This is a genomic window from Fibrobacter sp. (assembly GCA_012523595.1).
In the GTDB taxonomy this organism is placed as follows: Bacteria; Fibrobacterota; Chitinivibrionia; order Chitinivibrionales; family Chitinispirillaceae; genus JAAYIG01.
Map to the genome: position 1 here is coordinate 64,080 of JAAYIG010000076.1, position 13,738 is coordinate 77,817.

Annotated in this window: 8 protein-coding genes; 2 read left to right on the plus strand and 6 right to left on the minus strand. The window is 45.5% G+C overall.

Annotated features, from left to right (window positions below; translation table 11 throughout):
* Window positions 1-4: 4 nt before the first annotated feature.
* Both GX089_04735 and GX089_04740 read right to left on the minus strand, forming a co-directional pair.
* A complete protein-coding gene (locus GX089_04735) occupies window positions 5-5,491 on the minus strand; it encodes a hypothetical protein (protein ID NLP01780.1) in 5,487 nt (1,828 codons plus the stop codon).
* 206 nt (window positions 5,492-5,697) lie between these two features.
* Window positions 5,698-6,450 (minus strand): hypothetical protein, encoded by a 753-nt coding sequence (locus tag GX089_04740; GenBank protein ID NLP01781.1) that lies wholly within the window; start codon window positions 6,448-6,450, stop codon window positions 5,698-5,700.
* Window positions 6,451-6,720: 270 nt separating this feature from the next.
* Between GX089_04740 and GX089_04745 the strand changes: the two genes are divergently transcribed.
* Together GX089_04745 and GX089_04750 are read left to right on the plus strand one after the other, a co-directional pair.
* Window positions 6,721-7,419 carry an FHA domain-containing protein gene (locus tag GX089_04745; protein NLP01782.1) on the plus strand — a complete coding sequence of 233 codons (699 nt, stop codon included), beginning with the start codon at window positions 6,721-6,723 and terminating at the stop codon, window positions 7,417-7,419.
* Between the two features lie 5 nt (window positions 7,420-7,424).
* Complete coding sequence (locus GX089_04750) at window positions 7,425-8,159, plus strand: metallophosphoesterase family protein (protein NLP01783.1); 735 nt, start codon at window positions 7,425-7,427, stop codon at window positions 8,157-8,159.
* 102 nt (window positions 8,160-8,261) lie between these two features.
* Here the strand turns inward: GX089_04750 and GX089_04755 are convergent, their stop codons facing one another.
* The 4 genes from GX089_04755 to carB all read right to left on the minus strand — a co-directional run.
* Window positions 8,262-8,510 (minus strand): hypothetical protein, encoded by a 249-nt coding sequence (locus GX089_04755; GenBank protein NLP01784.1) that lies wholly within the window; start codon window positions 8,508-8,510, stop codon window positions 8,262-8,264.
* 302 nt (window positions 8,511-8,812) lie between these two features.
* Entirely contained in the window at window positions 8,813-10,219 is a 1,407-nt protein-coding gene (locus GX089_04760; GenBank protein NLP01785.1) for an amidophosphoribosyltransferase, read from the minus strand.
* Between the two features lies 1 nt (window position 10,220).
* Entirely contained in the window at window positions 10,221-11,849 is a 1,629-nt protein-coding gene (locus GX089_04765) for a CTP synthase (protein NLP01786.1), read from the minus strand.
* 206 nt (window positions 11,850-12,055) lie between these two features.
* A partial coding sequence (gene carB, locus GX089_04770; GenBank protein NLP01787.1) for a carbamoyl-phosphate synthase large subunit occupies window positions 12,056-13,738 on the minus strand: 1,683 nt, incomplete at its 5' end.

The following is a 13,738-nucleotide window of genomic DNA, read 5'->3' on the forward strand; positions in this document are numbered from 1 at the left end:
TCTCTCAAATCTTCAAATCGATTGCTCCATCAGTTTCTTTATACTGTTCTCTTTTCTGCTCTCTCTTCTGCTCTTTTGTCCTTACCTGATGAATTATCATCCGTACCTGAGGAAGGTCAAGTTTGCTTAGAGCTTTCCGGAGGCTCTCACTGTTGCGCGAAAACCATGATCTGCTCTCTCTTTTCTCAAACTCAATATCAAGACACATGCTTTTCTTCAGTTCATATTCCAATTTGACAGAAATTGCACCAAGCTGTGAAGGAGAGACATTGAGGTACACAGAAAAATGATTCTGCTTTGATTTTTTGTCCCTGCCCTCTTTCTTCTTTATAAACCTTATGTTGACTTCTGTCCATTCACCACCGATTTTCATTGGCAAAGCCACTATCTGCTGATCCCCCGATGGGGTAGGGGTCTGTCTTGCGAGCAGTTGAAGTGATTCCAGACGGTTAAGGAGCGATTCGACAGACTGGCGTATCTGTGCCTTGCCGGTAAATACATCTGTTTCATGCTGAATGCTTTTCTCTGATAATCTTTCGGAACTCCCGGGTTCATAAGCTCGCGTTGATTCATTTCTGTCTGCCTGCTTTGATATATGAGACGAAGAATTATCCTTTATTGAATCCTGTAAATCACGTAGATGCCTTATTACCTCCTCAACAGCTTTTTCCAGAATAACAGAGGTTTGAACTGTGTGCCCCTGAAGCCTGGTGTGACCGGTACCACCTGAGAGAGAGTCATGGGATCCGGTATTGACTCTGGCTAACGTATCTTTCAGATCAGAGACAGCTTTGCTTATGACCTGTTCTGTCCGGTTTAAGAACTCCCTTCGGGTGATTGATTCACTGACAGTCTCGCGTACAGATTGCCTCGTTTTAACTCCATCTCTTCCCGAAGCTGCATTTGTCAAGCCCTCCTCTTCTGTTTTGCTTTCAGGGATAATCCTTTCCGCCAGTTCTCGTATTTCCCTGAGAGCCCTGGTCACTCTCATACCGATTACCTCAGGAAGGTTTATCATCTGTTTAGCGGCTTCAGGTTGCCTGTTTCCGGAAAGAACAGGCAGGGGCATAGATTCCGCCTGTCCGGCAGATTCTTTCATCGCAGGAATTAAACTTGACAGTTGAGTGTTCAGGGCTTTCTCAAAACTTTGTAAAGTATTCAAAATTTCTGTTGCGGTATTGACAAGATTAGTTCTGAGAGCAGGAAGGGATGGCAGGTATTCCGGTTTTAAGACCTGCGGCGCATCTGATTTTTGTGCTGTACCCTGGTTAACAGTTGCAGGTAGTTTTGTCTCTGTCAGCTTTTCGGAAAACCAGTCAAATGTTTCAGGAATGATATTTTTAATTATTTCTGCTGTCTCGTTTCTGATAAAAGAGAACAGTTGAGATCCGCTCTGCTCTTTTTCCGGTGATGCTGAGGCAATTCCATTAAGCAGACCGGAAAGCAGCGACAGGTGTGCCGGCAATTTACCTGAGATAAATTCTTTGAGTGTCTGTATCAGTTGTTCACCTTTCCCTGCAGATGGATCAGCAATCATTTCTGTAAGAACTTTGATTTTTTCAAGAAGCGTGCTGTCATCGGGAATGGGAATGGGGTGGAATTTCAAAAGAAAGGCATCTGTGACTGCTTTGTCAGAAAGAAACTCTTTTATGAGGGAACGGCTTATGCTGTCGGATATATCAGATCTTTCTGAGCTTATAAGTTTTTCACTGATAAGTTTTTCCAGTCTGTCGGGTATTTCTGAAAGAGCTTTTGCGAGATTGACCAATCCCTCTTCTATCTGTTTTCTCCCGGTTTCTGCCTCCACTTTCTGCAACTGAGACATCAGCTCTTTTTTTAGCGACTCCAACTGCACCTTCAATTCCTCAATATTCTCTGTCCGGAACTGTGACCCTGTGCCTGCTGCAGCCGTCTGTTCAGGAGAATGATTTCCCATCTGTGTTACCACCGGGGCGGTCTTTTCCGGAATATCGCGACTGATTTCCTGATAGTCTGGCCTGATACCTGATTTCTCCAGCAGTTTCGCCAGGAAGTCTATTCTGCTTTTGACATCCGGTGATTCTGCAGTTGATTTCACAAACTCCGGGTTTGAAAATTCAGGTAAAGATCTTTTATCGAGAGCTGTGTGAATCGCTTTAAGCAGCGAATTCAGTATCGAGGCGTTTTTTTCGTTTTCAGAAGTTATTTCCCGGCCTGATTGACTGACCTCTGCACCTGAACTGAACCATTTTACCAGCGCTGCTGCTTTCTCCTCAATCTTACCTTTTGAGACTGCCTGGTTGTCTGTGAATTCCGCTTCACTGAGCTGTAGCCGTGCCTGTAAACTCTTGCGCAGAGAATCGATTATTTCCAGGAGCTCATTTGTGTCTTCAGGAGGAATTCTGTTTCCCTGAGGCGGAATTGCTTTTTCAGCGTTGACATGCTCTGTCTTTACAAATGAAGTGTATGTTAACGGCTTGCCGACGGTATCCCGGCTGGAGATTTCCTGAGTTGCCTCTGAGGAGGAGCTGTTTTTTTCAATCAGAAATGAAGCGATGGAGCTGGTCAACTCGATGAATGCCTGTCTGAACACTGATTTTGAATGTGTTCCCCCTTGTACGGTATCGGTTCCAGAAATTCTCAGAATTTGTTCGAGTAAACCATTTCTGCCGGTGCTTTCAGCAGATTCCACCGCATTTCTGACAAAAGCGGGGGTAGTAAATTCAGGCAAGGACTTTTTGTCAATTGCGGTGATTATCTCTTTAAGCAGCGCGTTTATTGCTGATACCGTGTTTGGCCTTTCTGCCTTTACTACCTCAGTCTGATCTGTTTCCGAAGAGGAATTGAGCCATCTTGCAAGGGAAATGGTTTTTTCCACAATCAGAGTTCTCTCTTTCCACTTCTCTTCGTCAGACCCGATGTTGGCAGCACCTGAATGTGCCTCTATAGTTTTTTTCAGAGACTCAATTCTGGCCTGAAATTCCCTGATCTCCTCAGGTGAGAGATTGTTTTTACCTGAGGGGAGTACATTTTCAGCCTTAACCTGCTCAGGACGATTCTGAGATGGGGTACTGGAATATGCTTTATCAGCAGCGAAATCTGAAATGTCGTCTGGAGGTTTGATTTTCTCCCCTGCAGTAAGGAACGAAATGATAGTGTTTACAAGGTCAGAAGGGGAGTGCTTTTGTGTCAGGGCAGAAGTGGTGTCGGTACGGTTCTCAGTAACTCCGGAAGTGAAAGGCAGCTTTGCCCACAGATCTGCTCTGCTCTTTACATCAGGGCTTTCCGCGGCATCTTTTACATACTGCGGATTCGTGATAGATGAGAGTAATTTGCTTTCTGGCGAGCTGATTTCTTTCAGAATGGCATTGAGTGCGGCAGAAATGCCATCTTCTGAGGAATTGAACCAGTTGGCGATAGAGACCGCTCTGGCAATAACCTGAGCCTTCGCTGCTACTTGTGCTTCAGAATTGCCGGTTTTGATAACCTGCTGCTGCGCCTCGATACTTCTGCGAAGAGATTCCACTTTTGTAAGAAGTTCTTTTATGTCCTCAGGAGGAATTTTTTTCTCTGGTGAGATTTTTTCAGGGTCGCCCTGCTCTGGAATAAACCGGGAACTCTCAACAAATGTTTTGTCATTACTTTTCTGTGTGAAATTGCTCTCCAATGAATCTGTACCGGTTTCAGCTCCAAACAGGGAAAGGATTGTTTTTGACAGATCATGAAAAACACTCTTTTGTGCCGGGTTAGATTCCCCGTTGCCCCTTTCGGCATCAATTGCGAACATGCGCAGAAGCTTTGCAAAGAAATCGGTTTTGCTCTTTGTGTCCACAGAATCTGCCGCTTTTTCTGCTAAAACCGGATCTGTGAACTCCGGAAGAACCTTCTTGTCAATCGAGGTGCTGATCTCTTTCAGCAGAAATGAGAGTGTGGAGGCAAAATTGTTGTCCCTGCCGCTTTTCCCTTTAAAGGACGTGGTTGCCTGAGTGCTTTGAGGTGTAGTGTGGATCCAATGGGCCAGTGAAACTGCTTTGGCCACGATATTTGCATTTTTCTCCGTTTGCACTTCCGGAGTTTCCATCTCTGGAGCCTGTATACGAGCTTCTATACTTTTACGAAGTGATTCAATCTTTTCCAGGGTTTCTTTGACTTCATCAACCTGAGGACTGCTTTTAACCGGGGTTGACTCTTTTATGGAATTGATAAATGAAAGTAGAGAGGATTTCAGATCCGGTTTATCTCCTATCTTTACATTTTCTGATGCAGCGATTTTATTCTCAAAATTATATCCGATTTTCTGCATCAGTTTTGTCAGAAAATCTGCCCTGTTATCTCTGCTCTCAAGAATCTTATCTGTAACTGCGATCTGTTCAGGAGTAGTCAGGTGATGAATGGAATCATCACTCAGAGATCTGTTTATCTCCTCGAGCTGTATTGCAACTGTCGAGGCGCTGACAGGTGGCCGCATTGTAATCTCAGTCAGTATCGAACTGTTTTCAAGTGCTGTCTGCAGCCATTGAGCAACAGACGCTGCCTGGGCGGCTTCGGAGCCTGCGCGCGATTGCGGCAGAGTGTATTGCGCTGACTGAAGAATCGCATCAATCTGATTAAGGGCCGAAAGATCGATCTTTCCCACACTGCTGAGAATCTGCTCAAAGACCCGGACTGGTATCGATTGCATGGCACTGCTTGAGAACCCCCGTGTCCAGGACTCCAATTCTCCCACGGAACCCATTTTATCAAGCAATATTGCCGTGGTCCCTGAATCTGAGGGAAATGTCCTGAGATAAAGATCATTTCTGCTTTCTGCACTTCCGTTATGTGTATTTCCCGGATCCGGAATCTGAATCCCTTTTCTTTGCAGGAATGCTTGCAGATCCTCTTTACCCGAAAACTTATACAGACCTTCAGGTATGTTCCGATCAGGTATCTCCAGAATTATCAGTTTTTCCGAACCCTTTACCGGCGGGCTCTTTACAATCTCCTTTTCAATTGATTCCAGCAGGTTGATGAGTTCCTGTCTGCGGCTTTGTATTTCTGCCGGTGAATTGCCGGGATCAGCAGCGGCTGTAACAGCCTTCCGGAGAGCTTCACGTTGATTATCTGAGATCCCGGATTTCATCGCATTAATAACAGAGATGATTCTCTGAGGCAGATGATGGTTATTCGGTTCCGCTTTTAACTGGTCAATGGCTGTATTCAAAACACTGCTTATCTGTTTACTGCTGTAAAGGGGTTTTTCGGAGGAGAAGGTATCTGGCTGCCTGGAAGATTGCTCTGATTGGATCTGCATTTTTTCCAGAAGAACATAGTCTTTCCGGACTTTCAGGATAACTGCATCACCAGCTTGCAGTTTGCCCTCAGGTACTTTCGCTTCTATCTTATCCTGCCCGACTTTTATGATAACCGTCTCAGGATCGACCCTTTTTTCAACAATCCCTCGGGCAGTTTTTTTTGAGTTAAGTGACTCCGGGATAGTGCAGGCGGCAACTATAATAGAATCAGGGATCATAGCAGGCTGTACCCGGAAAGTTGTAAATGGAAACCGCCCGTTTCTCTCCCGGAATGTCAGCAGAATAGTATTGCTTCTGTTTCGGGAATCCAGTTTGAGCGGACTTATGATTTAAGCAAATCTACACATATTATGCATTGATAACTGTGCGGAAAGCAACTCTGTATTTTTTAAATTCTGATGGAACTTGTGTGTATAAGTCATTGTTACTTCTGCTTGAATCCGGAGATCCTCAGAATCAGAGAAACATGATCAGCGCTGATATGGAACCTGCGGGAGATCTCCTGGACCGAAACACCATCTTTGGCCGCCTGAAGCACGTTGAATTCAAGTTCATTTAACTGCTGAGGTTCCGGATCAGGTTCAACCAGTTTGTCGATATCTCCGGATTTACCCTGTAACCGGGACTCATACTGAGTGGATGCAACTCTCTGCCGCAGATCGTCAGCCGGGTTGTTTTCCTGCGCTGAAACTGCAGGTTCAGGGTCTTCATCCTTTAAGGGGGAGGGTGTACTCATGATGTCTTTAAGGGAATAGGTTACCTTGCCTGCAGGCCTCGCAGGAGGGCTTTTTTTTCTTCCTGCGATATTTCTGAGCACTCCGATTACCAGCATAACTCCCGAAATTGCTGCCGCGGCTCCAACAATCATGATGATCCAGTCAAAAATGTTCTGCGGTGGAAAGGGAATAGAGGCGATCTTGCGTACCGTTACAGGGGCTGGCGAAGTGGATTGGAGCTTCTTTTTCAAAATATGGAGAGAGTCGAACAGAATAGCCTGTTTTGATTCTAACTCCTGGATGGATCTGCCGGTGCGTTTTCTGGCCTGTTTTTCCAGGTCCAGCGAATCAAGAGTCTGGGAGATGGCTCTAAAGTGACCTGCAGGATCTTCATGTGCCAGGTTTTGCGCCGTTGTTTCTGTCAGGGGGGTCAGAAGGAAAATCAGGAAAAATAAGGCCATATTCAAAATGGATCGAGAAAAGAGAAAATACAAATTTATATCTCTGAAAACCTGAATAGTTATAGAAAAGTAAGATATATCTTGAACCTTTGCTACTGCAATTTATATCTTGTTTATCTATTGACAGTACGAATTATATTCTTTATACAGGTCAGGCTGACCGGTTTTGAGGTTTTCTGAAAAAAAACGGTGGCTGTTTGTTGATTTATTGCCTGAAATAATTGTAAGTTGTATATTTTTTTTTCCTGTTGAAACAGAGATATTGATTTTATGCTCAAATTTGTAGTTTTTTACAATGGAGAACCGCTCAAGACCTATGAACTGGATGAGCCGGTTGTCAGCATCGGACGGCTTCCTGAAAACACAATTTCAATTGCAAATATGGGCATCTCCCGCCGGCACACAAAGATCGAAGAAGATGCTGACCATAAGTATGTTCTTTCTGATCTCAACTCTCTGAATGGTACCTATGTAAATGGAAAACGGGTGAAGAGAATCACTCTCAACAGTGGTGATAAAATCACAATCGGCAAGTACACTATACTCTTTGAGCAAATCAACCTGGATCAGGAATCCCACATTGGATTCCAGGAAATGCAGCCTGCACCTTCCGCCTACAGCCAGCCGATTGCCCAATCTGAACAAATCGTTGATGAAAAGGATGTAAAAACTGAAAAAGAAGAGAGTTCAGCAGTATTGATTGAAACAAATAAACACGTGGTTTATAAGCTTGATAAGCCCTTCCTTTCCGTAGGAAACGGCGAAGATGATGATATTTTTGTTTCGGGATTTATGATAGGTGAGGGCCAGGTTTCAATAGAAAAACAGACGGAAGGTTTCTACATACATGCTAATAAACTCATGGGTAAAATAAAGGTGAACGGCAAATCGATCCGAAATCATCTCCTCCAGCATAAAGACCGCATCGAGATCGGTTCCAGCACTTTCCGCTTCATGGAGAATGGATAATCCAGATGAGATTTGCGTTCATATCCGACATTCATGCCAATCTTGAAGCTCTGGAAGCAGTTCTGAAAGATATTGACGGACAGAGTATTGATGAGGTAATCTGTCTGGGCGATATCGTGGGTTATGGGGCTAACCCCAATGAGTGCGTGGAAATAGTGAATAAAAGATGTCCAGTCACTCTGCTTGGGAATCACGACGCAGCAGCGGTAGATTTACTCTCGACTCAGCACTTCAACATCCACGCCAAGATTGCTATAGAGTGGACATCGAGAAATCTCAAAAAAGAATCCCGGCAATTTCTCAGATCACAGCCTTACAAACACCAGAAACTCCAGATGACACTGGTTCATGCAACTCCGTATGAACCGAATATGTGGTATTACATAACATCACTTGAAGAGGCAGCCTTTAACTTCCAGTTTTTTGATTCCCAACTCTGTTTTATCGGGCATACCCATATTCCTCTGATTATTGTGCTCGACAAGAATAATGAACTCTATGTTCACCAGGATACATCGGTATGTCTTCATGATGTTGAGGGGGCTCGTCTGCTGATAAATGTGGGAAGTGTCGGCCAGCCGCGTGATAGAAACCCCGGATCTTGTTACGGGATATTTGACAGTGAAAAGGGTGTATTCTCCTACCGCCGTGTTACTTATAATATTGAGAAGGCCCAGGCAAAGATGAAAAAAGCCAGAATGCCGGAGTTTTTAATTTCCCGACTAGAGGATGGGAGATAACAGAAGATAAGCCCTCTATAGATTGTGTAAAAAAAGGGAGCAGATAACCACTATCCGCTCCCCTTTTTAATAACAAAAATTGTTATTTTATGTCTGTACGTATTAAAAGCCAAAATCGTCGCAGATATTAGTGGGTGCAGAACCACTGTATTTGGTCAAATGCATTTCGTAATTTACTCCGTCTTCCTTACCTTTTATAACAAGCTTATTGCCTGATAATGAAACACTTCCTGATTCTCCACCAGAGGAAAAGGTTCCATTTTCTATTAAGTATTCGTCAGACATCTCCATAAAGCAATCACCTAAGTTTACATAAGAAACCATAGCTGATTGAGTAAACTTTACAAGCATGTCTTCCTCAGAAAATGGTGTTACAGCAGAACCTTCAACAAGCTTGTCAATCGTTACAGCCCATTATCAGAATTCCTGATAAAAGAACGGCAACAACAGCAAGACTTTTGGAACGAAACATAACGCCTCCGGTTTAAGGGTGAAAAAGTGTGAAACTAAAGATGTCATAAAAAATAAATTAAAGATACTACTCTGTCAAACTCATGAGTTGACGAGTCTTAAATATGGGTGATAAGTATGGTTGTCTTTTCGAAGAGTACTCGTGGAGAATTCTTTCAGTGCTCTCTTACGGATCTCTCTATTCAGGACATTGTCTCTGTTTTGTCAAATTGCTTTTCCGTGTTTACCGGGTATTTTCCGCTGAAACACGCCGTACAGAAATTCTGGGGCGTTGGCAGAACAGAAAGCATCCCTTCTATGGAAAGAAAACCCAGTGAATCCACTTCCAGGTATTTTTTTATCTCCTCAATTGAACGGCTCGATGCTATAAGTTCGCCCCCTGTTGGCATGTCAATCCCATAAAAGCAGGGACAGAGTACCGGAGGTGAAGAGATCCTGAGATGAACTTCAGCCGGTTCTGCCGTTTTGACCAGGCGGAGTATCTTTTTCATAGTAGTTCCGCGCACTATGGAGTCATCAACTATTACCACCTTCTTGCCTTTTAATACACCCTTTACAGGATTAAATTTTATTCTTACCCCGAAATCGCGGTTAGCCTGTCCGGGATGAATGAATGTCCGTCCCACATAGTGGTTGCGGATAAGACCGATATCGAATCTTACTCCCGATTCCTCAGAAAACCCCAGTGCAGCAGTTGTTGCCGAATCAGGAACTCCCATCACCAGGTCCGCATCTTTTACGGGATGTTCAATTGCCAGTTGACGACCGAATTTTCTTCTTACTTTGTCAACATTGCTTCCGAATACGAAACTGTCGGGACGGGAGAAATAGATAAATTCAAACACACAATGGGCGGGTTTTACTTCAGGCTCGAAAACCGGAATCCGGTAGGAAACTATCCCATGTTTATCAATCTTTATCATCTCCCCGGGCTCGATCTCCCTTATCATCTGCGCGCCTATCAGGTCGAATGCACAAGTTTCAGATGAGAGGAAATAGCTGCCTTCCGGGTTTTTTCCCAGAAGCAGAGGCCGCATCCCTCTGGGATCGCGCGCTCCGTAAAGGGAACTGCCGGTAAGGAAAACAACCGAATATGCCCCGTAAACACCTGAGAGAGCGTCAAGTATCATCGCATCGACTGATTCCCGTTTTGACCTGGCAATAAGATGCATTATCACCTCGGTATCGGTGTCCGACATGAATATCGAACCATCATTTACCATTCTTTTGCGCAGTGAGGATGCGTTTGTCAGATTACCGTTGTGCGCGCCGGCAATCTGGCCGGCACGGCAGTTTATCAGTATTGGCTGCGCATTCTCGATAGTTGATGAACCGGTTGTGGAATACCTGTTGTGTCCTATTGCCGACTCTCCGATCAGATTGTCAATTACACTTCTGTGTTTGAAGACATTGCCGACCAGGCCCATCCCTTTCTGAACATTTATATTCCCCCCGTCAGCAGCAGCAATTCCGGTACTCTCCTGACCCCGGTGCTGCAGTGCATAAAGGCCCAGATAAACCATGTGTGATGCCTGGTGGTGATTGAAAACACCAAAAATACCGCACGATTCGTGAATGGAATCCGACATGTCAGCACTCACCTTGTTTAACAGATTCTGAAATCCTGCACTTCAGGCATGCACCGACAAAATCCCTGAAAAGAGGATGAGGGTCTACAGGCCTGGATTTGAACTCCGGATGAAACTGGGATGCTACATACCAGGGATGATCACTTATTTCTACTATCTCTGCCAGCATTCCATCCGGAGACTCCCCTGAGATCACCATTCCGGCTTTCTCAAACTGCTCTCTGTAGGAATTGTTGAACTCGTAGCGGTGCCTGTGTCGCTCGTTAATGGTTTCAATACCATAACTCTGCTTTGCAGATGTCCCGTTTTTCAGAACACAGGGATAAGATCCAAGCCTCATACTTGCGCCTTTATTCAATACCTTTTTCTGCTCCTCCATAAGGTGAATGACCGGATAGGGCGTATCAGGATGGTTTTCGGTACTGTCAGCATGTTCCAGCTTCAGAACATTCCTTGCAAATTCAATTACCGCCATCTGCATCCCCAGACAGATACCCAGAAACGGGATCCTCTTTTCACGTGCATATCTGACAGCGTTGATTTTTCCATCAAGACCTCTGGAGCCGAATCCTCCCGGTACCAGCACTCCATCAAGATCCCCCAGGACCCTCTCTGCACCCTGCTTCTCAATCTCCTCTGCTGAGATACTTCTGATATTCACCTTGACAGAATGCATCGAACCGGCATGATCGAGCGCCTCATGAATCGATTTGTAAGCATCCAGAAGTTCGCTGTACTTTCCTACAATTCCTATCTCTACCGAGTTTTTAGCACCAGTGACCCGGTCCACATAGTCCCGCCATGGCTTAAGATCTCTCCGCCCGGCCCTCAGCCCCAGATAATCCAGTATGACTGTATCAAGTTCCTGGGCTGCAAATTCCAGAGGTACTTCATATATTGTGTTTGGAGCATCGAGGGCCTCTATTACTGCTTCCTTATCAACATTACAGAAAAGTGAAAGCTTCCTGCGGACGTCTTTCTCCAGATGTTTTTCGGTCCTGCATATAAGGATATCGGGTATGATCCCGATCTCACGCAGTGCGGCAACTGAGTGCTGGGTAGGCTTGGTCTTGACCTCACCGGCTTTGTGCAGATAAGGAACCAGGGTAACATGAACAAAAAGCACATTTCCCCTTCCAGCCTGGATCCTGAACTGGCGGAGAGCCTCAAGGTAGGGGAGACTCTCTATATCTCCCACTGTTCCGCCAATCTCACTTATCACCACATCAACACCGGGTGCCACCACAGAACGGATACTTTCGCAGATTTCGGTTGTCACATGCGGCACAACCTGAACCGTCCCCCCAAGAAAATCCCCGCGCCGCTCCTTCTTTATTATGGAATCGTAAATCTGTCCGGATGTGAAATTGCAGTAACGGCTGGTCGTTACACCTGTAAAGCGCTCGTAGTGCCCGAGATCCAGATCAGTCTCGGCACCATCGTCTGTCACATATACCTCCCCATGCTGGTAGGGGTTCATGGTACCAGGATCTACATTAAGATAAGGATCAAACTTCTGATTCACCACATGCAGACCACGTGATTTCAGAAGTAAACCAATCGATGCGGCAGTGATACCCTTCCCAAGAGAGGAAACCACTCCACCGGTAACGAAAATGAATTTAGGCATTATTTAACGTCTCCTGAAAAATTGGCAAATTTTTTATACTGTATTGTTCTCAGAATCGGCACCAGTATCGAAATAAGATCGATTCCGGCTTACACTAACCTGATATTCAATAATTTACCGATACCAATTCCGATACCAGCCCCGACCCGGAAACATGCTGCTTTTACGGAATGCATAGCTTTACCGGATATTCTCAATAACAGGCCTCAATTCCACATGGAGGTCCTGAGATCAAGATCATGCTTGTATTTCCGCTCCTTTCCCAGAGAATCCATAGTATGGAGCTGAATCGGCTTTACAGAAAAACCAGTTCTTTCAAGTGAATACATCCCGCTGATTGCAGCCTGCGCCCCTTCAAGCGTGGTTATGTAGGGAATTCCCTGAGCCACGGCTGCGCTGCGGATCGGCCTGGAATCTATCTGCGACTTCCTTCCGTCAGGAACGTTTATTATGAGGTCGAATTCGTTCCCCTTTATCAGATCGATGATATCAGGTTTGCCCTCACCGATCTTTGGAACCATCTTGACATTAATCCCATTTGAACTCAGCACCTTCCAGGTCCCCTCTGAGGCGTAAATCCGAAACCCCATCGATGCAACCAGTTTCACCATGAAAATGATGTTCCTGCTCATGCTGTTCTTTACGCTGATAAAAACGGAACCTGAACGGGGGAGAATGTTGCCTGCCGCTTCCTGTGATTTTGCAAAAGCGAGTCCGAAATCCTTATCGATACCCATTACTTCCCCTGTTGATCTCATCTCAGGTCCCAGGATTATATCTGCGCCTGGAAATTTGTTGAACGGAAGCACACATTCCTTCACGGCAAAATAGTCCATCGATCGTTCCACAGCCTCCGGAATATCAGGCAGCTTAAGACCCGTCATCACTTTAGCAGCTATCCTCGCCCAGGGTACGCCTGTAGCCTTGCTGACAAAGGGAACGGTTCTGGATGCTCTGGGGTTAACTTCCAGAACGTAAACCGTTTCATCCTTGACGGCAAACTGGATGTTAAGCAGGCCCACTACCGAAAGCTCCCTGGCAATCGCCACCGTATTGTGCCGGATATCACTTATCACCTCCTCAGAGAGCGTATGAGGGGGAAGCACACAGGCGCTGTCACCTGAATGAATTCCAGCCTCCTCGATATGCTCCATAATCCCGCAGATCATTACCGTTTGTCCATCCGATATCGCATCAACATCCACCTCCAGTGCATCACCTATGAATTTATCGATAAGAACAGGGCGGTTCTCTGAAGCAGCCCGGGCTTCGGAAATAAATGAAAGCAGCTTCTCATCATCGTACACTATCTTCATCGCACGGCCGCCAAGAACAAAAGAGGGCCGAAGGAGAACCGGATAACCGATACTGTTGGCAACTCGGAGCGCTTCCTCTGTACTGGATGCTGTTCTGTTGGGAGGCTGGAGAAGACCCAGTTTCGATATCATTGCCGAAAACTCATCACGATCTTCCGCTCTCTGAATGGATTCCACTGTAGTTCCGATTATCGGCGCGCCTGCTTCAAGAAGACGCCTGGCCAGGTTCAGAGGAGTCTGCCCGCCAAACTGGACTATCACCCCGTCAGGTTTTTCCTTGTCAATGATATTCATCACGTCTTCAAATGTCAAAGGTTCAAAATAGAGCTTATCCGACGTGTCATAATCGGTGCTGACTGTTTCGGGGTTGGAGTTGACCATTATGGATTCATATCCCAGTTCCTCAAGTGCAAACGACGCCTGACAGCAGCAGTAATCGAACTCTATCCCCTGACCGATTCTGTTGGGACCGCCTCCCAGAATCACAACTTTACGCTTTTCAGAGCTTCTGCATTCGTCTTCCTGTTCGTATGTGGAGTAATAGTAGGGAGTACAGGCCTCGAATTCGGCTGC